Source organism: Moorella naiadis (nom. illeg.) (genome assembly GCF_051020825.1).
GTDB lineage: Bacteria > Bacillota > DSM-521 > Neomoorellales > Neomoorellaceae > Neomoorella > Neomoorella naiadis.
This window is the reverse complement of sequence record NZ_JAXGFQ010000002.1, coordinates 157,916-183,301: the sequence shown is the minus strand read 5'-3', so window position 1 is coordinate 183,301 and position 25,386 is coordinate 157,916. Positions and strand designations below refer to the sequence as shown.

The 25,386-nt window shown below is 59.9% G+C and carries 23 protein-coding genes and 1 riboswitch; of the genes, 21 read left to right on the top strand and 2 right to left on the bottom strand.

All coding sequences use genetic code 11. The features are described from left to right. Positions 1 to 41 precede the first annotated feature (41 nt). The 4 genes from SDD30_RS02225 to SDD30_RS02210 all read left to right on the top strand — a co-directional run bounded on the left by SDD30_RS02225 (position 42) and on the right by SDD30_RS02210 (position 8,091). A complete protein-coding gene (locus SDD30_RS02225) occupies positions 42 to 2,285 on the top strand; it encodes a sigma 54-interacting transcriptional regulator (protein ID WP_434073300.1) in 2,244 nt (747 codons plus the stop codon). 348 nt (positions 2,286 to 2,633) lie between these two features. Then, on the top strand, positions 2,634 to 2,822 hold the full coding sequence (locus tag SDD30_RS02220; protein ID WP_434073299.1) for a hypothetical protein: 189 nt from the start codon (positions 2,634 to 2,636) through the stop codon (positions 2,820 to 2,822). 146 nt (positions 2,823 to 2,968) lie between these two features. After that, positions 2,969 to 5,608 (top strand): U32 family peptidase, encoded by a 2,640-nt coding sequence (locus tag SDD30_RS02215; RefSeq protein WP_434073298.1) that lies wholly within the window; start codon positions 2,969 to 2,971, stop codon positions 5,606 to 5,608. Between the two features lie 98 nt (positions 5,609 to 5,706). Then, positions 5,707 to 8,091, top strand: a complete 2,385-nt coding sequence (locus SDD30_RS02210; protein ID WP_434073297.1) for an endonuclease MutS2 — start codon at positions 5,707 to 5,709, stop codon at positions 8,089 to 8,091. Between the two features lie 31 nt (positions 8,092 to 8,122). Here SDD30_RS02210 and SDD30_RS02205 read toward each other — a convergent pair whose 3' ends face one another. Then, a complete protein-coding gene (locus SDD30_RS02205) occupies positions 8,123 to 10,849 on the bottom strand; it encodes a transglycosylase domain-containing protein (RefSeq protein WP_434073296.1) in 2,727 nt (908 codons plus the stop codon). Positions 10,850 to 11,064: 215 nt separating this feature from the next. Here SDD30_RS02205 and tyrS point away from each other — a divergent pair, with 215 nt between their 5' ends. The 5 genes from tyrS (at position 11,065) to cysK (ending at position 14,848) form a co-directional block, all read left to right on the top strand. Beyond that, a complete protein-coding gene (gene tyrS, locus SDD30_RS02200; protein ID WP_434073295.1) occupies positions 11,065 to 12,285 on the top strand; it encodes a tyrosine--tRNA ligase in 1,221 nt (406 codons plus the stop codon). A gap of 39 nt (positions 12,286 to 12,324) precedes the next feature. Then, on the top strand, positions 12,325 to 12,993 hold the full coding sequence (gene yunB, locus SDD30_RS02195; protein ID WP_434073294.1) for a sporulation protein YunB: 669 nt from the start codon (positions 12,325 to 12,327) through the stop codon (positions 12,991 to 12,993). 165 nt (positions 12,994 to 13,158) lie between these two features. After that, entirely contained in the window at positions 13,159 to 13,590 is a 432-nt protein-coding gene (locus SDD30_RS02190) for a DUF3842 family protein (protein WP_434073335.1), read from the top strand. Beyond that, entirely contained in the window at positions 13,583 to 13,774 is a 192-nt protein-coding gene (locus SDD30_RS02185) for a CooT family nickel-binding protein (RefSeq protein ID WP_434073293.1), read from the top strand. The genes SDD30_RS02190 and SDD30_RS02185 overlap by 8 nt, the downstream gene beginning before the upstream one ends. 153 nt (positions 13,775 to 13,927) lie before the next feature. Then, entirely contained in the window at positions 13,928 to 14,848 is a 921-nt protein-coding gene (cysK, locus tag SDD30_RS02180; RefSeq protein WP_434073292.1) for a cysteine synthase A, read from the top strand. 125 nt (positions 14,849 to 14,973) lie between these two features. On the opposite strand, the gene SDD30_RS02175 is transcribed toward cysK, so the two are convergent. Next, positions 14,974 to 15,702, bottom strand: a complete 729-nt coding sequence (locus tag SDD30_RS02175; RefSeq protein WP_434073291.1) for a CAP domain-containing protein — start codon at positions 15,700 to 15,702, stop codon at positions 14,974 to 14,976. Positions 15,703 to 15,752: 50 nt separating this feature from the next. Further along, positions 15,753 to 15,952, bottom strand: a riboswitch (cyclic di-AMP (ydaO/yuaA leader). 307 nt (positions 15,953 to 16,259) lie between these two features. Between SDD30_RS02175 and SDD30_RS02170 the strand changes: the two genes are divergently transcribed. The 12 genes from SDD30_RS02170 to SDD30_RS02115 all read left to right on the top strand — a co-directional run bounded on the left by SDD30_RS02170 (position 16,260) and on the right by SDD30_RS02115 (position 25,318). Then, positions 16,260 to 17,018 (top strand): YebC/PmpR family DNA-binding transcriptional regulator, encoded by a 759-nt coding sequence (locus tag SDD30_RS02170; protein ID WP_434073290.1) that lies wholly within the window; start codon positions 16,260 to 16,262, stop codon positions 17,016 to 17,018. 80 nt (positions 17,019 to 17,098) lie between these two features. Continuing rightward, on the top strand, positions 17,099 to 17,653 hold the full coding sequence (locus SDD30_RS02165; RefSeq protein ID WP_434073289.1) for a hypothetical protein: 555 nt from the start codon (positions 17,099 to 17,101) through the stop codon (positions 17,651 to 17,653). A 123-nt stretch (positions 17,654 to 17,776) separates the two neighbouring features. Next, positions 17,777 to 18,280, top strand: coding sequence for a crossover junction endodeoxyribonuclease RuvC (gene ruvC, locus SDD30_RS02160; protein WP_434073288.1), 504 nt, complete (start codon positions 17,777 to 17,779; stop codon positions 18,278 to 18,280). Beyond that, positions 18,277 to 18,885: a Holliday junction branch migration protein RuvA gene (gene ruvA / locus SDD30_RS02155; protein WP_434073287.1), complete on the top strand. Its 609-nt coding sequence runs from the start codon at positions 18,277 to 18,279 to the stop codon at positions 18,883 to 18,885. Before ruvC ends, ruvA begins: the two co-directional genes overlap by 4 nt. Then, a complete protein-coding gene (ruvB, locus tag SDD30_RS02150; protein ID WP_434073286.1) occupies positions 18,886 to 19,896 on the top strand; it encodes a Holliday junction branch migration DNA helicase RuvB in 1,011 nt (336 codons plus the stop codon). A gap of 15 nt (positions 19,897 to 19,911) precedes the next feature. Continuing rightward, positions 19,912 to 20,136, top strand: coding sequence for a DUF2905 domain-containing protein (locus tag SDD30_RS02145; RefSeq protein WP_434073285.1), 225 nt, complete (start codon positions 19,912 to 19,914; stop codon positions 20,134 to 20,136). Positions 20,137 to 20,184: 48 nt separating this feature from the next. Then, positions 20,185 to 20,925 carry an RNA polymerase sigma factor SigI gene (sigI, locus tag SDD30_RS02140; RefSeq protein WP_434073284.1) on the top strand — a complete coding sequence of 247 codons (741 nt, stop codon included), beginning with the start codon at positions 20,185 to 20,187 and terminating at the stop codon, positions 20,923 to 20,925. Then, complete coding sequence (locus SDD30_RS02135; protein ID WP_434073283.1) at positions 20,912 to 22,057, top strand: anti-sigma factor domain-containing protein; 1,146 nt, start codon at positions 20,912 to 20,914, stop codon at positions 22,055 to 22,057. The genes sigI and SDD30_RS02135 overlap by 14 nt, the downstream gene beginning before the upstream one ends. Before the next feature lie 200 nt (positions 22,058 to 22,257). Beyond that, the gene (queA, locus tag SDD30_RS02130; protein ID WP_434073282.1) at positions 22,258 to 23,283 is read left to right on the top strand and encodes a tRNA preQ1(34) S-adenosylmethionine ribosyltransferase-isomerase QueA; all 1,026 of its coding nucleotides are present in this window, start codon (positions 22,258 to 22,260) and stop codon (positions 23,281 to 23,283) included. A 13-nt stretch (positions 23,284 to 23,296) separates the two neighbouring features. Continuing rightward, a complete protein-coding gene (gene tgt, locus SDD30_RS02125) occupies positions 23,297 to 24,418 on the top strand; it encodes a tRNA guanosine(34) transglycosylase Tgt (RefSeq protein ID WP_434073281.1) in 1,122 nt (373 codons plus the stop codon). A 222-nt stretch (positions 24,419 to 24,640) separates the two neighbouring features. Further along, positions 24,641 to 24,910, top strand: coding sequence for a preprotein translocase subunit YajC (yajC, locus tag SDD30_RS02120; protein ID WP_434073280.1), 270 nt, complete (start codon positions 24,641 to 24,643; stop codon positions 24,908 to 24,910). A gap of 6 nt (positions 24,911 to 24,916) precedes the next feature. After that, entirely contained in the window at positions 24,917 to 25,318 is a 402-nt protein-coding gene (locus SDD30_RS02115) for an HD domain-containing protein (protein WP_434073279.1), read from the top strand. Positions 25,319 to 25,386 lie beyond the last annotated feature (68 nt).

Below are 25,386 nucleotides of genomic sequence, written 5' to 3'. Positions count from 1 at the left end.
AATAGGTTTAAGAAAAAGGGCGCGCCAGGGGGCGAGGTTTGATGGAAATAGTGAAAACCATCACAGGTAAATGCCGGATGTGTTACGCCTGTATCCGCAACTGCCCGGTCAAGGCCATCAAAGTTGTCGATGGCCAGGCCAGGGTGGTACCTGAGCTCTGCATTGCCTGTGGTCACTGTGTCCAGGTATGCGCCCAGCAGGCCAAACTGGTAGAACGCGAAGTAGAGCGGACCGAGGGATATCTGGCCGACGGCGGCCGGGTTATTGCCTGCCTGGCGCCTTCCTTTGTCGCCGAATTTCACCCAGCCTGGCCCGGCCAAGTGGTGACGGCTTTAAAGAAGATGGGTTTTGCCGAGGTTCACGAGGTGGCTTTTGGCGCCCACCTGGTGACCCTGGAGTATCAGAAATACCTCCAGGAGTCTGGTGAACGCCAGGGTCTCATCAGCACCCCCTGCCCGGCGATAGTTAATCTGGTGAGTAAATACTTCCCCCGCCTGCTACCCCAGCTGGTGCCGGTGGTCTCACCCATGATCGCCCTGGGACGTTACCTCAAGGCCCGCAAGGGGCCGAATACCCGGGTGGTCTTTATCGGTCCCTGTGTGGCTAAAAAGGGTGAGGCTGGCGATGAAGAGGTGGCCGGGGCCGTCAACGCCGTGCTTACTTTTACGGAAATTAAGGAAATGCTGGCTGCCAGGGAGATTGACATCGCTACGTGTGGTGATAGCGACTTTGACAATGAACCCGCTTACCTGGGACGCTTATACCCCGTTGGCGGCGGCCTCCTCCGGAGTGCCGGCATCGACGCCGACATCCTGGCCAACCAGGTCCTGGTGGTGGAGGGCCGGGAGGATTGCCTGGAGTTCTTAAAGGCCGTCAACGAGGGCAAAATGGTCCCCCAGATAGTCGATATGCTTTTCTGTAAAGGCTGTATCAACGGCCCCATGCAGGAGAATAACTTTTCTTCTTTCCGCCGGAAGAAGATCATTGCCGAGTTTACCCGCCAGGGCCTGAAAAACGAAACCCCGCCCCGGCCCCTGGACCTCTCCGGGATCAACCTGCGCCGGGAATTCCACGACCGGAGCGTTTTCTTCCCCCAGCCCAGCGAGGCAGATATCCGGGCCATCCTGGCCGAATTGGGCAAGTACACCCCCGAAGATGAACTTAACTGTGGCGCCTGTGGTTACCCCTCCTGCCGGGAAAAGGCCGTTGCTGTCTATCATGGCCTGGCAGAAAACCGGATGTGTTTGCCCTACCTGATTGCCCAGCTGGAGAAAAGCAACCTCCACTTGCGCCAGGAACTTAAGGCTTTCCAGGGCCAGTTCGGCCAGCTGGTGGGTAACAGCACGCCCATGCAGGAGGTTTACCGCCTGATTGAAAAGGTGGCTAAAACCGATGCCACAGTTTTAATCCGGGGCGAGAGCGGTACAGGTAAGGAACTGGTGGCCCGGGCGATTCACTATAACAGCCGGCGCAGCGAAGCCCCCTTTATCAGCATTAACTGCGCTGCCCTGCCGGAGACTTTACTGGAAAGTGAGTTGTTTGGCCACGCCCGGGGCGCTTTTACCGGGGCGGTCACGGCGAAAAAGGGTCTCTTTGAGGAAGCCCACGAAGGCACCATCTTCCTGGACGAGATCGGCGATATCAGCCTGGGGCTCCAGAGCAAGTTGCTGCGGGTACTCCAAGAGGGGGAATTCCTGCGGGTAGGGGAAACCCGGCCCACCCGGGTCAATGTTCGGGTCCTGGCGGCGACCAACCGCGATCTAGAAGAAGCCGTCAAAGAAGGATCCTTCCGGCCGGAACTCCTTTACCGCCTCAACGTTATCACCATCTGGCTGCCGCCCCTGCGGGAGCGGCGCGACGACATTCCCCTGCTGGCCCGGCACTTCCTGGAAAAATCCTGCCAGCGCCTGGGTAAAGAGGTTAACGGCTTTACCCATGAGGCTATGGACGCCCTGGTGCGGGCTGACTGGCCGGGGAACGTCCGGGAACTGGAGAATGTCATCGAGCGGGCCGTTATCCTGACTGAGGGTAAAAAGATTGAACTGGGCGATCTGCCGCGGCACTTCCGTAACATGGCGGCTAGCGCTACCGGGTGGGCCTATACCCGGGGCATGAGTTTCAAAGAGGCTGTCTCAGCCTACGAAGCGCGGCTTATTCTTCAGGCCCTGGAAGAGAGCCAGGGGGTGCAGGCCCGGGCGGCAGAGATCCTGGGCCTGAAGCGCAGTACCTTAAACGAAATGATTAAACGCTATAAGTTAATGGGTCGAAAAAACGGGATAGAGTAAACGCCGATATAAAAAACTGAATCCCATCCAAATATATGGACTACAGATTTTCCTTTATTCTTCGGAAATCAAGCCGATCGGTGTCTAGAAATATGTATTATTACGGGCCGGTTGGCTTGTGCATGAGACGGCTTTCGCATACCCTATGGCTGCGAAGGCCGTATTTTTATGGGCTGGCATGGAATTTGCATATAGGTATTAGTGAAAAGAGGTACAAAAAACCGTTTAGGGGGGATTATCAACCACCGGCAGGAGAAAAACGACCATGTAGCAGGGGAATGACGCAACTGTTTTAAAAGTGTGGTAAAATAACGCTACCAAAGGAAATTTAAAAGGGAGGAATAAAGAATGGCTAAGGTTTTAGCGGAAGTAGAGTACGCAGGGGTACTGCCTGCCCTGACGGCTGGCGAACTCAACGAGGCCTATGCCCGCCTGGAGGAGCGCTATAACTGCCTGCGGAGCAATTGGGAGTGGTTTTGCCGGGCTGATTACGTCCCTGTAGCCGCAGATCCTGCGGGTAAAGTAGACCAGAACTAAGGTAGCATTAAAATGTTAAAAAGTGTAGATAGAAATTAAAACGCCGGCAGGCTAAGAAAAGCTGCCGGCGTTTTTGACTACCTTATTTTATTTACTGCCGGAAGCGATATAATAAATCTTGGAGTGATAAACCTTGGGGTGAAAAGATGCCGAAACCAGAACTCATGGCCCCGGCAGGTAACCCGGAAACCCTGAAGGCAGCAATTGCCAACGGGGCCGACGCCGTTTATCTAGGGGGGCAACAGTTTAACGCCCGGGCGGGGGCGGCCAACTTTGATCGCGACCAGATGGTAGCCGCCATCGAATACGCCCACGAGCGGGATTGTCGTATTTATGTAACTGTGAATATCCTTCTGGCGGATACGGAACTACCTACGGCCCTGGATTACCTCTACTTCTTGGGGGAGGCGCGGGCCGATGGGATTATCGTCCAGGACCTGGGCCTGGTCGCCCTGGCTCGCCAGCTCCTTCCCGGATTACCCCTCATTGGCAGTACCCAGATGACCATCACCAATGTCGCCGGTGCTCGTTATTTACAGGGGCTGGGTTTCCAACGGGTCGTCCTGGGCCGGGAGCTATCCCTGGCCGATATCAGCGCCATCAGTAGCCAGGTGGAGATAGAACTGGAGGCTTTTGTCCACGGCGCCCTCTGTTTCTCCTATTCCGGTCAATGCCTCCTCAGCAGTATGATCGGGGGCCGCAGCGGCAACCGCGGCCGCTGCGCCCAACCCTGCCGCCTGGCCTATCTCCTGGTGGACGAGAACGGGCGGCCCCTGGAAGCCAAACCGGAACACCTCTTAAGCACCCGCGACCTTTACACCCTGGACCGGGTGCCCGACCTGCTGGCTGCCGGGGTGACGGCTTTTAAGATCGAGGGTCGCCTGCGGCGGCCGGAGTATGTAGCTGTAGTTACCCGGGCTTACCGGCGGATTATCGATCGCTACCTGGCGGACCCGGAGGGTTTTACCGTCTCCCCGGCTGAACGGGAAGAAGTGGCCCAAATCTTTAACCGCGATTTTACGCCGGGCTACCTGGCCGGCGACCCGGGCGCCGATCTCATGGGTTACGGCCGGCCCAGCAACCGGGGCCTTTATTTGGGCCGGGCCGGCCAGCGCCAGGCCGGGCGCTGGCCGGTGCACCTAGAGGCCCCCTTAAGCCGGGGGGACGGCCTGGATGTCTGGGTCAGCCGGGGCGGCCACCAGGGAATGGTCGTCCATCACATCTGGCAGGAGGGACGCGAGATCGCTGCTGCCCCGGCAGGGGCTACCGTGGCCCTGGAGCTACCGCCGGCCACCAGACCGGGGGACCGGATCTTTAAAACTAGTGACGCCGAGCTCCTGGAGAGGATCCGGCGGACCTATACCTCCCCCCGGGAAGAGCCGCGGATGCCCCTGGCCATGCTCGTCAAGGCCCGGCCGGGAATACCCCTGGAACTGGAGGTCAGGGATCCGGGGGGCCGCCGGGTCACGGTGCAGACAAGGGTAGCCGCTGCCGTGGCGCAGCGCCATCCCCTGGACCAGGCTACCCTGAGGGCGCAGCTGGGCCGCCTGGGCAACACCCCCTACCGGCTGGCCCACCTGGAGGCCACCCTGGAAGGGCCGGTAATGGTTCCTTTAAGCGAATTGAACCGGGTGCGCCGGGAGGCCATAGACCTGTTACGCCAAAAACGCTTGCAAGCTTGGCCGCGGCGGGTACCGGACCGGGAGACCTTCCGGGCCGCCCGGGAACGTTACCTCGCCCGGCTGGAGGCAATAACTGCTCCCGAATTGGTGGCAGGAGAGAGAGCGGCCGGGGCTACTGGCTATAATCAGGGTGGGAGCGGGGCGGTAACAGGCGGTAGCCAGGTCCCTGCCAGTCCAGTGATGCACCGGCGCGCCAATCAGGTCCGGCCTGGCCTGGCAGTGGCCGTGGGCGATAGGGAGGGTGCCCGCGCTGCCCTGGAGGCCGGCGCCCGGCGGGTTTACCTGGCTGGTGAGGTCTGGCAGGGTAAAAGACCCCTGGACACCTCCGGCCTGAAGGAACTGCTGGCCCAGGCCCGGGAGCAGGGGGCGGAGCTGATCCCGGCCCTGCCGCGCCTGTGGCATGAGCAGGAAACCCCAACCGTCAACCGGCACCTGGAACACCTCCTGGCTGCCGGGGCCGCGTTAATCCTGGTGGCCAACCTGGGCGGGCTGGAGCTTTTGCAGCAGCACCACCTGCAGGGATGGGGCGATTACCCCTTGAACGTTTTTAATGCCGCCGCAGTAAAGGATTTAATCGCTACCGGCCTGGCGGGGGTAACCCTGTCGCCGGAGCTAAACCTGGAGCAACTGCGGGAGTTGCGGGCGCGAACGGCGGGTCTACCCCTGGAGATTATCGTCCACGGTTCACTGCCCTTGATGGTCTCGGCCCATTGCGTCCTGGGGGCGCGCCTGGGCGGCAAGAAAACAGGCCGGACCTGCACGGCCCCCTGCCGCCGGGGGCATTATGGCCTCAAGGACCGCCTGGGGCTGGTCTTCCCCATAGCTACAGACCGGCAGTGCCACTTTTATCTCTATAACCCCAAAGAGATGAGCCTGGTGGATCACCTGGCGGTCATCGCTGCCCTGAACCTGAACTGGGTGCGCCTTGAGGTCCGGGAAAAACCAGCCGGTTATATCCGCCGGCTGACCGGCCTTTACCGGGAGGCCCTGGCCGCCCTGGGGACGCGGGAAGAAGAGGGCGTCCTGGCGGCGGCCGCCCGGCAGGCCGAGGACCTGGCCCCCGCAGGTATTACCCGCGGCCACTATTTCCGCGGCGTTATTTAAAGGGGAATGCCCGGCTGGCAATAGGCCGGGCTTTCCTGTTGACCGCGGCAGCTGTTACAGGTATCATGGGAACGAGATAAAAAATGGGGGAAGGGTTTTTGCAGAAGACTTATCTCAAGCTGGAACTGGATAAGGTCTTGGCCCGGCTGGAGGAGTGCTGCCTGTCGCCCCTGGGGGCGGAGCTGGTCCGTTCCTTGGCACCGGCCCGGGATCTGGAGACGGTGCGGCGGCGCCAGGCCGCCACCGGCGAAGGTGACCGGGTACTGTTACGTTACCCGGATCTACCCCTGGGTAACTTTCATGACCTGAGGCCGGAGATTAGCCGGGCGGCGGCCGGGGCTATCCTGGACGGCCCGGAACTCCTCCGGGTAGCTGCTACCCTGGCGGCCGGCAGGCGCCTGCGCCAGTTTCTCCTGGGCCTGGAGGGTGACTGGCCCATCCTGCAAGGCCTGGCCACCGGGATCGGCGACTTCCGCCAGCTGGAGAAGGCTATAGCCGGAGCCATCGGTCCCGATGGCCTGGTACTGGACCAGGCCACCCTGCGGCTGGCCAGCCTCCGCCAGCAGATCCGCCAGGCCCAGGGCCGCATCAAAGAGCGCCTGGATGGCTACCTGCACTCAACGGAGATGCAGAAATACCTCCAGGACAACCTCTTTACTATCCGCAACGATCGCTATGTCCTTCCCGTTAAGCAGGAATACCGCCAGCAGGTCCCCGGTCTTATCCACGACCAGTCCGCCAGCGGGGCCACCCTGTTTATCGAACCCATGGCCCTGGTGGAGCTGAATAATGAACTGCGGCGTCTCCAGGCGGCCGAAGCCAGGGAGGTAGAGGTTATCCTGCAGCACCTGAGCAACCTCATCGGCGGGCAAAAGGAGGAACTGCTGGCCACCCTGGCCGCCCTGGGCGAGCTGGATTTTACCCTGGCCAAAGGCCGCCTCAGCCAGGCCCTGGCCGCCCTGCCGCCGCGGCTCAATGCCGCCGGCCGCTGGCGGATCCGCCAGGGCCGTCACCCTCTCCTCGGGGGCCGGGTAGTGCCGATCAGCCTGACCCTGGGCGAAAATTTCAATACTCTGGTCATTACCGGTCCCAATACCGGCGGCAAGACGGTTACCCTGAAGACGGTAGGCCTTTTTACCCTTATGGCTCAGTGCGGCCTGCACCTGCCGGCGGCCGACGGTACCGAAGTCGACGCTACGGCCGCCGTCTACGCCGACATCGGCGACGAACAGAGTATCGAACAGTCCCTGAGCACTTTTTCCTCCCATATGGCCCAGATCGTGACCATCATCGGGGCCGCAGAGCCGGGGAGCCTGATCCTCCTGGACGAACTGGGCGCCGGTACCGACCCCACCGAGGGGGCGGCCCTGGCCATGGCCATCCTCGATCACCTGACGGCCCTGGGCGCCCGGACCATCGCCACCACCCACTACAGTGAGCTTAAGGCCTACGCCTACGCTACGCCGGAGGTGGAAAACGCCGCCGTGGAATTCGACAGCCAGACCCTGCAGCCGACCTATAACCTCCTCATCGGCGCCCCGGGGGAGAGCAATGCCTTTGCTGTGGCCGCCCGCCTGGGCCTGCCCCCGGCGCTAATCGACCGGGCCCGGAGCCTTTTAAGCGAGGAGGATCAGCGGGTCAGCCACTTGATTGCCGGCCTGGCGGAAGATAAGCGCGCCAGCGCCCGGGAACGGGCTGCAGCCGCCTCTTTACGCCAGGAGGCTGAAGTTGCCCGGGCCGAGTTGGCCAGGGAGAAGCAGGCCTGGCAGCAGCAGGCCGCCCGACAGCTGGACAAGGCCCGGGAGGAGGCCCGGACAATCCTGCGCCGGGCCCGGTATGAGGTCCGGGAGATCATGGCCCGGGTCGAGAAGGCCCTGGCCGAAGAAAACCTGCGCGGCCAGCAACGGGAATTGACCACAGCCCGCCAGCGGTTAAAGGAGCTCGAGGAGGGGACAGAGGCCGTCCTGGATGGCTACCGGCCAACGGCAGCGGGACGGCCGCCGGAGAACCTCCAGGCCGGGGATCAGGTGTACCTGGCGTCCTGGGGCCAGACCGGCACAGTCCTCAGTCCCCCTGGCGAGCAGGGCGAGGTCCTGGTCCAGGTCGGTGCCTTGAAGGTGAATATTCCCCTGCAGGAACTGCGCCTGGTGAAAGACAGGAGCCGCAAAAACAAGGCCCCGGTCGGGGGGGAGGTTAACGGCGGTGGCTGGACGGTCAAGGCGGCCGTTAATGATGACCTGCGGCCGGAGCTCGACCTGCGGGGCCTGACTGTGGACGAGGCCTGTCTCCGGGTGGATGCCTACCTGGACGACGCCGTCCTGGCGGGTTTAAACCGGGTCAACCTGATCCATGGTAAGGGTACCGGCGCCCTGCGGGTGGCCCTCCAGGACTACCTGCGCCAGCATCCCCTGGTCAGGGGCTTCCGCCTGGGCGGGGCCGGTGAAGGGGGTAGTGGCGTCACAGTTGTCGATCTTGGGCGTTAAAAAGCCCCGGCTAGCAGCCGGGGCTTTTTAACTACTTCTTGGGGACGGCAATGGTTACTTCGTTAGAAGGGGTGCCGGACCTGTCTTCACCAGTCAGGGCAATTACCCGGTACTGGTAGGTGAGACCAGGCTTAACGCCGGTGTCGGTATAGCTGGTATCCTTGACGATGGCCAGGCTGCGGTAGCCGGAACCGCCGGTGCGTCGCTCAACGGAGAAGACATAACTGCCGCCGTCGGCGACATCCCAGGAAAGGATTACCCGGGGCTGGCTGACGTTAGGGCCGACTTCCAGCTGGCCATTGAGGTCCGGGGCCGGCGGTCCGGTATTCTGGCCGGGCTTACTGGTGCTTTGTACAAGCTGGTGGTCCGGCAGGTCACAATGCTTGGTAGGCACCTGGCCTGGGGGCAGCTGGACCTGCTTGACGTACTGGGGCGGGCAGCCGCCAGACTGGCCCGGGCCCGGGACGTTGGCCAAGAACAGGGCGCCGCCATGGCGCGGGTCGGTACAGATACTTACCAGCTCCTGCTTGGCGCCGTTGCCGCCGCCGCTATGGAGGGTACAATACTCCGTCGGCGCCTCCAGGTAGGCATCCTCAGGTTTAACCGGGCCGTTATAACCATCCGGCCGCTTTAAAAAGACACCGGTAGTCACGTTGGGGCAATTGGGGGTGGCCAGCATTCCGGTGGTAGGATCGATCTGGACCTGCACCCAGACATCGGAGACTTTTTTCGGCAGCATGCTCTGGGTAAAGATCTCTTTCACGATAAACTCCTTGGGCGTCAGGTCGCTGGGCAAAAGGCCCGACTTGGCGTCCACATCGGCGTAGATAATCCCAGCCGGCCGGGGGAAATCCTGGACCGGTTTATCCTTTAGGGCAGCGCCGATGACCTTTTTCCAGATCAGGGCCGGGTAGCCGCCCCCGGCAACGCTCTTCAGGTAGTGGCGGGCATCGGTCTGGTCGTAACCCATCCATACAGCACCGACCAGTTCCGGGGTATAACCGACGAACCAGGCATCCTTTTCCCCGTTGAGGTTTTTAAATTCTGGTGTTTCCGGCAGGGAGGTGGTACCAGTTTTGCCGGCGACCGGGCGGCCGAGCTGGGCCCTGGTGCCGGTACCGGAGGCCACGACTGTTTCGAGCATGTCGGTCATGAGGTAGGCCGATTGCTCGCTCATGACGGCTTTTTTGGGTGGGTTGACCACGACCAGATCCCGGCCATTATGATCGGTAATCCGGTTAATCAGGTGGGGGGGAGTATAGATCCCCTGGTTGGCAAAGGTACCATAGGCGGCCGCCATTTCCAGGGGCGAGACCCCGGTAGTCAGGCCGCCCAGGGCCAGGGCCAGGTTGCGGTCCTCCGGTTTCAGGGGTAACCCCAGGCGCTGGCCGAAATCGAAACCAGCATCAACGCCGATGGTGCTGAGCATCTTGACAGCGGCCACATTGACGGACCAGCGCAGGGCCTCCCGCATGCTGATCAGGCCCCGGTAACGGCCGTCGTAGTTGCGGGGGCTAAAGGGTTTGGGCGTACTGGGGAAGGTGGTGGGGACATCATCAATGACAAAGGCCGGGGGATAACCCTTTTCCAGGGCCGGGCCATAGACCACCAGGGGCTTGATAGTTGAACCAGGCTGGCGTTCCGCCTGGATGGCCCGGTTGAAGCCCCGGCGGGTGGTATAATCGCGGCCACCTACAAGGCCACGTACCTCACCGGTATGGGGGTCCAGGACCACCATGGCGCTCTCAATCTGGCGATCCGGGGCACTGGCCGGGAAGTTGTTTTTATCCTGATAGACCTTTTCCATTTCCGCCTGGATGCCGGAGTCCAGGGCCGTATAGATCTTCAGGCCGCCCCGGTAGAGCTCGGCAGCTTCGATGCCCTTGTTTTCCAGTAATTGGCTGGCCTCTTCCACGACGGCGTCGATATAATAGGGGTATTTAGCCGTTGTCGTCTTTTTAGCTTGATTAAAGTTTAGCTTCTCCGCTTTGGCCTGGCTGGCCTGTTCCGGGGTGATGTAACCATACTTTACCATATTGTCCAGCACTGCAGCCTGGCGCTCTTTGGTGGCCTGTTCATTGCCTTTGATGAAGGGCGAGTAACGACCGGGGTTCTGGATAATACCGGCCAGCACGGCTGATTGGGCCAGATCCAAGTTCTGGACATCTGTACCGAAATAGTACTGGGCGGCGGCTTCCATCCCGTAGGTGCCCGGACCTAGATAGACGATGTTTAGATATTTCTCCAGAATTTCTTTTTTGGTATACATGCGTTCCAGTTGAATGGCCATCAAGGCTTCCTGAATCTTGCGTTTGAAGGTCCGCTGGGGGTTGTCAATGAAGGCATTACGAGCCAGCTGCTGGGTCAAGGTGCTGGCACCCTCCTGGATGCTGCCATGACGCAGGTTGATATAGGCGGCCCGCAGGATGCCCCTGATGTCGATGCCGTGATGTTGATAGAAGCGGGCATCCTCGGTGGCGATGACGGCATTTTGCAGGTTGAGTGGGATCTTATCCAGGGGCACAACCACCCGGTTTTGCTCCCCATGAAGTTCATCAACCAGCTGGTTGTTTTTATCGTAGACAAAGGTAGTCATATCCAGTTTGAAGTTGTCAGGGCGCCAGTCAGGCATGGAGCGAATGATGCCAATGGCAAAACCGGCCCCGGCGCCTACCAGGATTACCCCTAGCACCACCAGGGTTAGTAATGCCGCCCGGAAAATATTCAGTTTACGTCGGCGTTTTTTCTCTGGAGCCATTATTTCTAATTGACCTCCTTTCAACGGCTTTTTCATTATATCATAGCCGGGACGATAGGGGAATGTTGACACCTTGAAGGACGGCAGCAGCTTATGCTAAACTAAAGCAAGCCCTGCCTCGATTTCTCCCGTTCGTTGGTGGCGGCTGGCTACTGTGATTCTCTCTTTATAATAGACGTTGGGGGAACGGAAAAGTTGCACTACATTAGCGGAGGATGGTTTACTTGCAGCAGGAAGTAGAACGGCAGTTGATGGTACTCCGTCGGGGAACGGCTGAGATTGTCCCGGAGGAAGACTTAAAGGCGAAAATAAAAAAATCCCTGGCCACTGGTAAGCCCCTGAAAGTAAAGCTAGGCCTGGACCCCACCGCGCCGGACATCCACCTGGGCCATACCGTGGTGCTCCAGAAACTGCGCCAGTTTCAAGAACTGGGTCACCAGGTGATTATTATCATCGGTGACTTCACCGGCCGCATCGGCGACCCTACCGGCAAGTCGGAAACCAGGCGCCAGCTGACAGAAGCCGAAGTTCTGGCCAATGCGGAAACCTATAAAGAACAGATATTCAAAATACTGGATCCGGATCGAACCAGGGTCACCTTTAACAGCAGCTGGCTGGCCAAACTGACCTTCACTGAGGTTATCGAACTGGCGGCTAGTATCACGGTGGCCCGGATGCTGGAGCGGGACGATTTTGCCCGTCGCTTCCAGGAAAACCGGCCCATTAGCGTCCACGAATTTTTTTACCCCCTGATGCAGGGCTATGACTCGGTAGCCCTGGCTGCCGATGTGGAACTGGGGGGAACAGACCAGAAGTTCAACCTCCTCATGGGCCGGCACCTGCAGCGTGAATACGGCCAGGAGCCCCAAGTGGCCATGATGATGCCCATTCTCCCCGGCCTGGACGGCGTCCAGAAAATGAGCAAGAGCCTGGGCAACTATATCGGTATCAAGGACCCCCCCCGGGAGATGTACGGCAAGGCTATGTCCCTGCCTGATGAACTCATGCCCACCTATTATGAACTGGTGACGGCCGTGCCCCTGGAGGAATTAGAAGCCATCAAAAAGGGCCTGGCCGCCGGCAGCCTGCACCCCCGGGACGGGAAAATGCGCCTGGCGCGGGAGATTGTCACCCTGTACCACGGGCCGGCAGCCGCCCGGGAAGCGGAAAAAGAATTTCGCCAGGTCTTCCAGCAGCACGATCTGCCGGAAGACATACCGGAGGTAAATATTAATGAGCCAAAAGCCTGGCTGCCCCGGCTTATGGTCCAGGCCGGGCTGGCTCCCAGCACCAGCGAGGCCCGGCGGTTAATCCGCCAGGGCGCTGTAAGAATTAACGGTGAACGCCTGGACGATCCCGAGGCGGAGATTGATATAACAGAAGGGATGATCCTCCAGGCCGGTAAACGCAAATTTGCCCGCCTGCACACATTTTAGCCGCCGCCTGAGTATACTTTCTATATGGGGGTGATAACCTTGCGGCGGCGGTGGCGGCGCCCGGGACAGCGTCCCTGGGGAGCGGTGGTGCTATTAATTTTGGCCGGTTTGCTGGTAGTGCTCCTCCTGGAGTGGCGCCTGCGGCCGGCCCTGGATGCCCTGGCGGTCGCCCAGGCCCGCTGGGTGGCCACCGAGGCCATGCAGCAGGCGGTCCTGGACAAATTAACCGGCCAGGTGAGCTATAATAACCTGATCCAGCCCGGCAGCAGTGAAGGCGGCCAGGTAGTCTTCATGCAGGCCGATGCCCTGAGCATTAGCCGCCTCCAGGCGGCAGCCCAGCTCGCCATCCAGGAACGCCTGGCCGGGCTGCAGGGTCAAACCTATTACCTGCCCCTGGGCCAGGTCCTGGGCCTCCGTCTCCTGGCTGCTTACGGTCCCCCGGTACCGGTGCGCTTTGTACCCCTGGGTACGGTAAAAGTCAACGTCGGGGATACCTTTGAAAGTGCCGGTATTAATCAGACGCGCCATCGCATCTACCTCCAGGCGGAGAGCGAAGTCCAGGTCGTAGCCCCCTTCAGCCGGGATAAGGTCCAGGTAGCCACCACCATTCCCGTGGCGGAAGCCATTATCGTCGGCCCGGTACCCCGGACTTATGTCTCCTTGGGTTCGGAAATGTTAAAGGGCATCCTGCACTCGCCGGGGTTTTAAATTTTCTTGTCCACCAGGCAGGAATCGGGGTCTTAAGGGCGAATAATATATACTAAAGCGGTGTGGAGACCGCGCTGGATGGAAGGCCACGAGGAGGTCAGAACCGGTTGGAGCCGGTAAGATTCCCTGTGGCCCCTTTTACTTTTTTCGGAGGAGGTAGCCTCGCTGCGCATAGCTGTTATCGATGGTCAGGGCGGCGGCATTGGCAAGCATATCACCGTGCGGCTGCGGCAGGAGCTGCCACCAGAGGTAGAGATCCTGGCCCTAGGGACCAACGCGGCGGCCACCGTGGCCATGCTTAAGGCCGGGGCCAACGAGGGTGCTACCGGTGAAAGAGCGATACTCTACAATGTACCCCGCGTAGACGTTATCACCGGCTCCCTGGCTGTAATCCTGGCTGATGCTATGCTCGGCGAGCTGACCCCGACCATGGCGGCGGCCGTTGCCGCCAGCCCAGCGCGCAAAATCTTGTTGCCTGTCAACAGGTCCGGGGTAGAGATAATCGGGGTTACCACGGAACCCTTACCCCATCTAATAGAAGCCCTGGTACAACGCCTCAAGGTTTTTTGTCAGAAAGGGGGGAGCGAGGATGTGTGAAGCCAATGCCTACCTGTTGAAAGAAGGCGGGGACGAGGAACTGATTTTTGAGAATGTCGACCGGGTCCTGCCTGGAGAAGAGGGCATCTTAATGGAGGATATCTTTGGTAAGCGCAAACTCCTGCGCGCCCGGATTAAAGAAATGGCCCTGGTGGACCATAAAATTGTGCTGGAAGCCTTTTAAGTCAGGATGCGGTTGAGGTGGAATTACTAACGGGAGCCCCGGCATACTACCAGAAAGGGTAGATGCCGGGGCTTTATTACTTGACAAGGGCCGGTGGAGGAGCTATTATGTAATTAATTCCGATAGAAATACTTAACTATAGGAGGGGTCGAGATGCAAGTAGCCCGGGACATCACCCAGTTAATCGGCCAGACACCGATCCTGCGCCTGAATCGCTTGCCGGATCAGGGCTTGGAGGTATACTTGAAAGTAGAGTTTTTCAACCCGGGGGGGAGTATTAAAGATCGGATCGCCCTGAGCATGATTGAAGCAGCCGAGGCCGACGGCCGCCTTAAACCAGGGGCCACCATTGTCGAACCCACCAGCGGCAATACTGGTATTGGCCTGGCCATGGTAGCGGCCGTACGCGGTTACCGCCTGCTCCTGGTCATGCCGGAGACTATGAGCATGGAAAGGCGCAAGCTCATGGCCGCCTACGGGGCGGAGTTTGTCCTAACGTCTGGAAACCTGGGCATGAAGGGCGCCGTGGACAAAGCTACGGAGCTAGTCCGGGAGAATCCCGGCTACTTCATGCCCCAGCAGTTTGAAAACCCGGCCAACCCGGCCATCCACCGCCAGGCTACCGCCAGGGAGATCCTGGCGCAGATGGACGGTAGGATAGACGCCTTTATCGCTGGCGTAGGGACCGGTGGCACTCTGACCGGCGTGAGTGAGGTTTTAAAAAAAGAGATTCCGGGAGTGAAGGTGATCGCCGTGGAACCGGCAGCCTCGCCGGTCCTTTCCGGCGGCCGGCCGGGACCGCATAAGATCCAGGGCATAGGTGCTGGTTTTGTGCCGGCAGTCCTAAAAAGGGCTCTCATTGATGAGGTTATAACCGTAACCAATGAAGACGCCCTGGAAACGGCCCGGCGCCTGGCCCGGGAGGAGGGTTTGCTGGTAGGCATCTCCTCCGGGGCGGCTGCCTACGCTGCCCTGCAGGTAGCCCGCAGCCTGGGGAGCGGCAAAAGGGTCCTGGCCATTGCCCCGGACACCGGCGAGCGTTACCTGAGCACCGAGTTATTTAAATTAGGCTGACGAAGTGGGTTGGCGGCAGCAATCCCCAATGGGTAACGCTGGTAGCGGTAGTGCTGGCCGCAGAAAAAAACGGCAGGTTTTAACTTAAACCTGCCGTTTCCTGTTTCCCCGTTTGATTTCTCCGCTTAATTGCCGATGAATTCCTGGGCCCAGTAGGTGCCGTAGCTGCCGCCGGCGGCGTAGCCAACACCAATGGCTGTAAAGTTAGCATTCAGGATATTGCTGCGGTGGCCGGGACTGTTCATCCAGGCCGCCACTACCGCTGCCGGCGTCCTGTAACCGGCGGCAATATTCTCTCCGGCTGTGCGAAAGCTAATGCCAGATTGCTGCAGCAGGTTAGCGAAGGAGCCATAGGTTGGCGACTCATGGCTGAAATAATTATGGTCCCGCATGTCTTCGGCCTTCAAACGGGCCGCCCGGGCCAGCCGGGGATCGGCTGCCAGGGCCTTCAGGCCGGCTTTGGCCCGTTCGGCGTTGACCAGATCGATTACCTGTTGTTCATAGTCACTTAACTGGTAGTTACCGGTGGGAGCCGGCTGGGGTACGGGCTGGGGTGCCGGGACAGGTTGCGGCTGGGGAGCGGGCCTGGGTGGCCGAACGGGTACCGGGGCCGGCCGGGGCGGGTTTACTGGCTGCGGCGCAGGCTGGGATGCCTGTCCGCTGCCGGGGTTCAGGGCGACCTGGCGGTAGTGCCAGAGCCAGTAGGGTGAGATATACTGGCTATTGTTATAAGCGTAAGTAATGGAGGGAGCATTATTGACAGGTGTGACGGCCCGGGCCGCGCTTACAGGTAGGGCGACCAGGGCGGCGGCAAAGACCAGGTTCATGGTGGTGATTAGCCACTTACGTCGCACGGGCAAAGCCTCCTTCTTGATGCTTTACGCCTGGCCCTGCTAATAATAAATCCACCTCCTTCCAACGCCTGCGGGGTTAGCTGCCGGGTGCGGGCGGAAGTGCCCTACCCGGCCCCCAGCTATTTCTCCTTCGCTGGGGCTTCCCCTCAAGGAAAGCCCGCTAAAGATAGAACTATTGCCAGGGACCGGGATTAACCCCAATGATTGGTCCCCCCGTTTTCCTGCCACGGAAATTCGGCGTTTACAGGTGGCCACGACGTTGTTACCCATTTTATCATAAAACAGAAAATAAGTTAACATAAAACTTAGAGGTAAAATATTACACCGTCGCTTTGCTGCGGCTTCGCGGAAGTATCTGACGCCTCGAACCAAGCCGCCTTACACCTGTACTCGCCAGCCCTTTAGCGAACATTTTCATGGTTTCGTGGCGAGGGCGACAGCATCCATGAGGGGCTCCATAGTTTTTTACCGGGTTCCGGGTTAGTGTTGCTTTTGGTCGGCCCTCTATGCTAGAATTTTAACGTCAATTAAATTCTGAGAGAGAGGAGGGCAAAGGGATGTCCGGACATTCCAAGTGGGCCAATATCAAGAATCGTAAGGCCAAGGTCGATGAAAAACGAGGTCGCCTCTTTACCAAAATCGGGCGCGAGATTATCATTGCCGCCCGCATAGGGGGCGGCGATCCTGAGGGTAATATGCGCCTGAAAGCGGCCATAGCCAAGGCCAAAGAAGCCAATATGCCCAATGAAAATATCCAGCGGGCCATTATGCGCGGCACCGGCGAACTGGAAGGGGCCAATTATGAGGAAATGACCTATGAAGGTTATGGACCCGGTGGCGTAGCCATGCTCCTTAATATAGCCACCGATAACCGCAACCGCACAGCATCGGAGATTCGTTACATCTTCTCCCGGGGCGGTGGTAACCTGGGCGAAAACGGCTGTGTGGCCTGGATGTTTAACCCTAAAGGGGTAATCACAGTGGAAATCCCGGCCGGAGAGAAGCGGGAAGAAGTAATCCTGCAGGCTATTGAGGCCGGGGCTGAGGACGTCGATGACGAGGACGACGAGGTGCTGGAAATCAAAACAGCACCTGGTGAGCTGGAAGCAGTCCGGGAGGCCCTGCAGGCCAGTGGCGTCACCATCGCCAGTGCCGAGGTCGAGATGGTACCGCAAACGACGGTCACCATCGATGACCCGGAGATGGCCGGTAAAGTTATGCGCCTGGTAGACCGCCTGGAGGATCACGATGACGTCCAGGCAGTATATACAAATGCCGATATTCCTGCTGCAATTATGGACCAGTTGGATATATAGGAAAGTAGCTAGTAAAAGGTATAAAAGTTACGGCGGCCGGCAATGCTAGCTAGTGGCAATTTTAACCGGGAGGCGCCACGATGCCAGTTTATAGCCGGCGTTTAATTATCATCGGCCTGATTATTTTCCTGCTGGGAGGAATAGTTGCCTACCAGGGGGCCAGGGTGAACTCCGGCCGCCAGGCGGTGGTCTTACGGGTGCCGGGGATTATCGAACCCCGGTTCCAGCTCGAGCCGCGGCTGGAAAAGTACTACCGGGGCTGCGGTCATTCCTACCCGCTGCCCCTGCCGGCAGGGGTCAAGTGGCAGTGGGCCGGCAGGGAAGAGATGAGCACCCTGTTCCCGGCAACCGAGGGCTGGCACCTGACCCAGGAAAGCGGGCGCCTGGTCGCCACCCAGGAGGTAGACGGCCTGTGCCCGGCCTGTGCCCCTAAACGCCACCTGGCCGTCAAGGACGGCCTGGTAGCTGTTTACCAGGGTCCTGCCGGTACCCTGGGGCCGCTACTGCGGGTGACCGGCCTGAAGCTTTCCTCATTACCGCCCAACTGGCAGGCCCAGATCCAGAGCGGTGCCGCTGTCTTTAATTCCGAGCAAGAGCTCCTGGAAGCCCTGGACAGCCTGGATGAATACCGTTGAATATTTACGCCATGCCCCACCGGGTCGCTGACCCGGTTTTTCTTTTGGTTGGAAAAAAGGAACTGCTCTCCTGGATGTCGAATAGTTGCCAGGAGGTTACTTGTTCTTTACGGAGGCATAATCATGTTAATCCTGGGAATTGATCCCGGTACAGCCATTGTCGGCTACGGCCTGGTAAAGGCCAGCAGCGGCCGCCTGCAGGCCCTGGACTATGGCTGTATCCGGACGCCGGCTGGTGAGGAAACCTGCCAGCGGCTGGCAACCATTTATACCGGTCTCTGGGAGTTAATCACCCGGCAGCAGCCGGCAACCCTGGCCATCGAGGAACTCTTTTTCAATAAAAACAGTAAAACCGCCCTGGCCGTGGGCCAGGCTAGGGGGGTAATCCTCCTGGCGGCAGCCCACGCCGGCCTGCCGGTAGCCGAGTATACCCCCCTGGAAGTCAAACAGTCCGTGGCCGGTTTTGGCCGGGCACCCAAGGAACAGGTCGAGCGCATGGTCCAGGCTTTACTGGCCTTGCCGGCAAGACCGCGGCCTGATGACGTGGCTGATGCCCTGGCAGTAGCCATTTGCCACGCTAGCTTCGCCCCCTGGCGGCAAAAGGAACAGGAGGCGGCGGGCCGGTGATCGGGTACCTGCGGGGCCAGTTACACCAGGTCATGCCGGAGGGCATCCTCCTGGAGACCGGGGGCATCGGCTGGCTGGTGCGCACGGCGACCAATCGTTCCTGGCCGGAGCCAGGGGCGGAAGTAGCCGTCTATACCCAGCTGGTGGTCAGGGAAGACGCCCTGGAACTTTATGGCTTTACCCGGCCCGAAGAATTGCGCCTCTTTACCCTCCTGCGGGGGGTGAATGGTATCGGGCCCCGGGGCGCCCTCCAGATCCTGGGGGCGGCTACCCCGGACCAGTTCGCCCGGGCCATTGCCGCCGGGGATACGGCCTTTTTAACCGCCCTGCCTGGTATTGGGGCTAAAAAAGCCCAGCGGTTACTGGTGGAACTAAAGGATACCGTAAGGAAATCCCGCCTGATAAACGGGCCGGTGGCGGCAGCCAGCCCGGCTGGGGACAAGGATAATGATGAAGTCCTGGCCGCCCTGGAGGCCCTGGGCTACAGCCGGGAAGAGGTTGCCCCAGTTCTGGCCCGGGCACGGCAGGAATTGGGGTCAGGGGCCACGACCACGGCCCTGCTCCAGGCAGTACTCAAAACCCTGGGCCAAGGGGGAGGTTTTTAGTTGGCGACGGAAAGACTGGTAGCCGGCAACCTGCATCATGAAGACCAGGAACTGGATTTGAGCCTGCGGCCGCGCCGCCTGGCCGAGTACATAGGCCAGGAACATGTCAAGGAGACCCTGGGTATTTTTATCCAGGCGGCCCGCGAACGGGGCGAGGCCCTGGATCACGTCCTTCTCTATGGTCCGCCAGGGCTCGGCAAAACGACCCTGGCCGGGATAATCGCCAATGAATTGGGGGTGCAGCTGCGGGTTACCTCGGGGCCGGCCCTGGAGCGGGCCGGGGACCTGGCAGCCATCCTTACCAACCTGCAGCCCCATGACGTCCTCTTTATCGATGAAATTCACCGCCTGCCCCGCCAGGTCGAGGAGATCCTCTACCCGGCCATGGAAGACTTCGTCCTGGATATTATCCTGGGCAAAGGACCGGGTGCCCGCTCCATCCGCCTGGACCTGCCCCCCTTTACCCTGGTGGGGGCGACGACCAGGGCCGGGTTACTATCTTCCCCCCTGCGGGACCGCTTCGGCATCAACTCTCGCCTGGAGTTTTACCAGGTGGCGGAACTGGAAGAGATCATCCGCCGCGCGGCCGGTATCCTCACGGTAGCCATCGAGCCGGAAGGAGCCCGGGAGATCGCCCGGCGCGCCCGGGGGACACCCCGGGTGGCCAACCGTTTGTTAAAACGGGTCCGGGATTACGCCGAGATCCGGGCCGGCGGGGTCATCACCCAGGAAGTAGCCCGGGAGGCCCTGGAGCTCCTGCAGGTCGACGCTGCCGGCCTGGACAGCTCCGACCGGCGCCTGCTGTTAACCCTGATTCGCAAATTTAACGGCGGCCCGGCCGGTCTGGAGACCCTGGCAGCGGCCATCAGCGAAGAGCCGGACACCATCGAGGACGTCTACGAACCCTTTTTACTCCAGCAGGGCTTTCTCCAGCGTACCCCCCGGGGCCGGGTAGCTACCCCGGGGGCCTATGAACACCTGGGGATTAAACCTGAAGGCCGCTTGTTTTGAAGGGAGGAACACTTCATGGGTGACTGGAGTTTTTTAGGCCGGATGCTCCTGGGGATGGGGCTTTTCCTGGCCCTCATGGGCCTGTTGCTCCTGGGCCTGGGCAAGCTCCTGGCCATCGGCCGACTGCCGGGCGACATTTATATCCAGAAGGGCAACTTTACCTTCTACCTGCCCCTGGTCACCTCTTTAGTGCTTAGCCTGATCCTGACGATAGTATTAAACTTACTTTTCCGGCGGTGATTCCCGCCGGCCATAAATTTGGATACCGGTGCGAAAAAGTATAGTGAGGTGAAGCGCAAATTGCAGCCCGGAGCTGATCCCAACCACCTCCTGGCCCAGGCCAGGGGTGGGGATGCCGCGGCCAGGGAGGAACTCATCCGGCGCTATACCCCCTTTATCCTTGCAGTAGTTGCCAGAACGACAGGCCATTATATCCGGTTGGGTGAAGACGACGAAGCTAGTATTGGCTTAATGGCTTTTAACGAGGCTATCGATAACTACCGTTTAGAAGGCGGCGCCACTTTTTTAACCCTGGCCGAGACGGTTATCCGGCGGCGCTTGATCGATTATTTTCGCCGGGAAGGGCGGCACCGCCAGGTCCTCTCCCTCCAGGCCATGGAGGGAGAAGCGGCGGCTACAGCCGACCCCGTCGCCCGGGATGAAATAAATATGATCGACGAACTAGCCGACAGACGGGACGAGATTATGCGTTACCAGGAAGAACTTTCCTCTTATGGTATTACCTTGAGGGATCTGGTCAAGTGCAGCCCCCAGCACCGGGATGCCCGGGACCGGGCCCTGGCCGCCGCCCGGGTAGTGGCTGCTAACCCCCTCCTCAAACAATATCTCCTCAATCGGAAGGCTCTGCCTCTAAAAGCCCTGGAGAGAGAAGTCGAGACCAGCCGTAAAACCCTGGAACGCCATCGCAAATATATCATTGCCGCAGTAATCATGCTCATGGGCAATTACGAATACCTGGCCGGTTATATCGACCAGGACCGGAGGGGTGGTCAGGATGGACGGCGCTGAACGCGGCCTGGTCATGTCCAGGGCAGGGGAACAGGTAGTAGTTTTAACGCCCCAGGGAGAGTGGCGCACCGTAAAGGTGGCAGCTCCCCTGCCGGAAGTAGGAGAAGAGGTTATGTTGCCACCGGTGACCCGGAGGCCGATCTGGCCCCTGGTCACCGCCGCGGCCGTAATCCTAATGCTCATTTTGGCCAGCGCCCTGGTACGCCAGGGGCAAGCGCCGCCGCCGTCAGCAGCTCTACCTGTTGTGGCCTATTATGTAAACGTGGACATCAACCCCAGCGTCGAAATCGCCGTCGATAAAGGGGAAATAGTTATCAACGCCCGGGGCTTAAATAGTGACGGCGAAAAGCTCCTGGCTGGTATTAACTTGCAGGGGGAAAAGGTAACCAGGGCGATGAAGCTCCTTGCCCTGGAGGCCCTGCGCCAGGGGTATTACCTGGCCGGCGGCAGCGGTGCTATGGTAGTTACTGTAGTCCCGGCCGGCTCGGAAAAGGAGAAACTGGCTGCCGGTGATGCCCTGGGACAAAAGCTTACGCGGGAAGCAAGGGATGTCTTTAGCCAGGCCAAGGTCCAGGCTGTTGTAGAAGCAGCTACTGTGCAGCCGGAGATCCGCCAGCACGCCCAGGCCGCCGGTCTCTCGGCCGGCAAGTACAGCATTATGCTGGAGGCCCTGGCCGCCGGAGCCAGGATTAAAGCCACCGACCTGCAGCGGGAGAGCATCACCAGGGTCCTGCAACAGATCAACTTTGACTGGGACGATGTCTTTACCCGATTAAAAAAGGATCCCGATCTCTTAAAGAGGGAGGAACTTCTGGGCCCGGCCTTGCAGGCCGCCTTAGGCAAGGGTCCCTTCCCGGAGGGGAATGGTGCCGGAGCCGGAAACGGGGCTGCGCCGGGACCGGCGATAGCTGGGAAAAATAATGCCGGGACAGGGCGGGATCAGGATCAGGATAAGGGTAAAGGAGCCAGGCCGCCGCAGGCTAAAGACAAGGAAGATCCGGGGCCGGAAAACCGGCGACTTGATAGTCATGAGGGTAATCCTGGCCGCGGGCCGGGTTCCCGGCCCGCCAGCCGCGACGGCCTGGAAATGTCCCGGAGACTGCACAAAAAATTATCCCGGAACTCTTCATGAAAATAGAGGAAAAAAGGCAGGACAGGGCGAAAGAATAATTGGCCTGGAACAACCTGGCCAGGATGGGCTGGCAGGGTATATTTTACCAGGGGATTAGCGTACAATAAGACAACCGGGCTGTGAGGACGACCCGGCGCATCAGCAGAAGGCTGGAAAAGCTTCGCACCTCCATTTACAGGGCAGACAGGTGAAGAAAAAAGTTGCATCTTGAAGAGTTTGATTACGAGTTACCGCTAGAACTAATCGCCCAGCAACCGGTGGAGCCGCGGGATGCCTCGCGGCTCCTTGTCCTGCACCGGGCGAGTGGTTCCCTGGAGCAGCGCCACTTCTACGACCTCCCCCGTTACCTTGAACCGGGCGATGTGCTGGTGGTGAATGAGACGAAGGTTATCCCGGCCCGCCTGTGGGCCCGCCGTGCCGGTACCGGGGCGAAGATTGAGGTCCTGTTATTGAACCGGCAGGCAGGAGATACCTGGGAGACTCTGGTCCGGCCGGGACGCCGGGTGCCCGTTGGCACGGAGCTGCTCTTCGGTCAGGGCGAACTGCGGGCCAGGGTTACGGGTACAACCAGCGCCGGCGGTCGGGTCATGGAGTTCTTTTATGACGGCCCCTGGGAGATGTTGCTGGAGCGCCTGGGGGAAATGCCCCTGCCGCCATATATCAAGGAGAAGCCGGCCGATCCCGGGCGCTACCAGACGATCTATGCCCGGGAAGAGGGCTCGGCAGCGGCCCCTACCGCCGGCTTGCACTTTACCCCCCGCCTCCTACAGGAGATCCGGGACCGGGGGATAAAAATCGTCAGCATCCTCCTCCACGTCGGCCTGGGGACCTTCCGGCCGGTCAAGGCAAAGAATATCCAGGAACACGAGATGCACGCCGAGTATTATGCCGTTACGCCTGAGGCGGCGGCGGCCATTAATGACGCCCGGACGGCAGGGCACCGCGTGGTAGCGGTAGGGACGACAGTCGTCCGCACCCTGGAGACGGTGGCCGGGGAGGACGGCGCCATCCAGGCCAGTAGCGGGTGGACGGATATCTTTATTTACCCCGGTTACCGGTTCAAGGCTATCGACTGTCTGATTACCAACTTTCACCTGCCCCGGTCGACCCTGCTGATGCTGGTCAGCGCCTTCGCCAGCCGGGAACAGATCCTGGCCGCCTACCGGGTCGCCGTCCGGGAGGGCTATCGTTTTTTTAGTTTCGGTGACGCCATGCTGATTTTGTAATGGGGAGGAAGCCATGCCTGCCGTAACCTTCACTTTGCTTAAACGCGATCGTTCTACCGGCGCCCGGCTGGGACGCCTGACGACGCCCCACGGCAGCATTGAGACGCCGGTCTTTATGCCCGTAGGCACCCAGGCCACCGTCAAGACCATGACCCCGGAAGAGGTAGCCAGCCTGGGGGCGGAGGTCATCCTGGCCAACACCTATCACCTCTACCTACGGCCGGGGGCGGATATCGTCCGGGAGGCCGGGGGCCTGCACCCTTTTATGCACTGGGAGAAGCCCATCCTCACCGACAGCGGCGGTTTCCAGGTCTTCAGCCTGGCTGACCTGCGCGAGATTAGCGACAGGGGGGTGACCTTTCGCTCTCACCTGGACGGCGCCACTCATTTCCTGGGGCCGGCCGAGTCCATGGCCGTCCAGGAAGCCCTGGGATCGGACATCGCCATGGCCTTCGACGAGTGTGTCGCCTACCCGGCCAGCCCGGAGGAAGTAGCCGCCGGGGTGGAGCGCACCAGCCGCTGGGCCGAGGCCTGCCTGCGGGCCCACCAGCGGGAGGATCAGGCCGTCTTCGGGATCATCCAGGGGGGGACCATACCGGAACTGCGCCGCCGCAGCGCCCGGGAGATAACCGCCCTTGATTTCCCCGGCTACGGTATCGGCGGATTGAGCGTAGGTGAGCCCAAGGAGTTGATGTACCGCATCCTGGAAGAACTCCAGGGTTACCTGCCGGAGCATAAGCCGCGCTACCTCATGGGGGTCGGTTCCCCGGACTGCCTGATTGAAGGGGTCCGGCGGGGCGTGGACATGTTTGATTGCGTTCTGCCTACCCGTATTGCCCGCAACGGCACGGTCATGACCACCTACGGCAAGCTGGTGGTCCGCAACGCCGCCTATGCCCGGGATTTCCGGCCCCTGGACCCGGAATGCGACTGCTACACCTGCCGTAACTACAGCCGTGCCTATATCCGCCACCTCCTCAAAGCCGGAGAAATCCTGGGCCTGCGGTTAACAACCATCCACAACCTGTATTTTCTGATTAAATTAATGCACCGCCTGCGCCAGGCCATAGCCGGCGACCAGCTGGAAGAGACGGCGGCCGACTTTTATGAACGCTATAATTCGGGAAAAATTTAAAGGTGGCAGGTATTCCGACCCTACCCGTCGAATATTCTACCAGAACCGACACTGACCAATTTTTACGAAGGATCCCCTTATGGCGGGATACGCCGCCAGCGAACGGGAGAAATGAGAGTTCGGAAGCTTTAGTCTGAAACTGGCGCCACCAGTTTCGACAAGCCTCCCACCTCTCACCTCCCACTTCTAATATCTCATTTCGAAGGAGTGGTGGTTTGTTTCATGCAACAGTGGGGAGGCACTATCTTTTATCTGGTAATCTTCATGGGTATCCTTTACTTCCTGATGATCCGGCCGCAACAGAAGCAGCAGAAGCAGCGCCAGGCGATGCTGGCCAGCCTGAAGGTGGACGACCGGGTGGTCCTGGCCGGGGGCCTGCACGGGCGGATTACCAAAATCAAAGATAATACCATGATGGTCCGGATAGCCGATAAGGTCGAGGTCGAAGTCGATAAAGCCGGGGTGGCCTATGTACCGGGCCAGGAGGGTTAATGGCCCTTGGCCCTGGTAACCCTGGCGGAAGTCAAGCGAGACGCGGAGGTGGAGGCCCTGATCACCAGGGGCAATGAGCACCTGGAGACTATGGGCTTTGCTGAATATAGTCACCGCCACCTGAATCTGGTGGCTAGCATCAGCCGTAATGTCCTGGAACGCCTGGGCTTTCCCCAGAGAGTAGCTGAACTGGCGGCCATCGCCGGGTACTTACATGATATCGGGAATGTGGTCAGCCGGCAGGATCACGGCCAGTCCGGGGCCCTGCTGGCTTATCATATTTTAACCCGGTTGGGGATGCCGGCAGACGAAGAGGCTATCATTATGGTGGCCTGCGGCAACCACGATGAAGAACGCGACGAAGCCTGGCTTGAAAGATTTAGCAGCAGAGGGATTCAGAACAATTGACGGTTATTGTCCACAGGGTTATAATATATTGTCCTTACTTATACGGATGCTATTTTTATGGGGTAGAG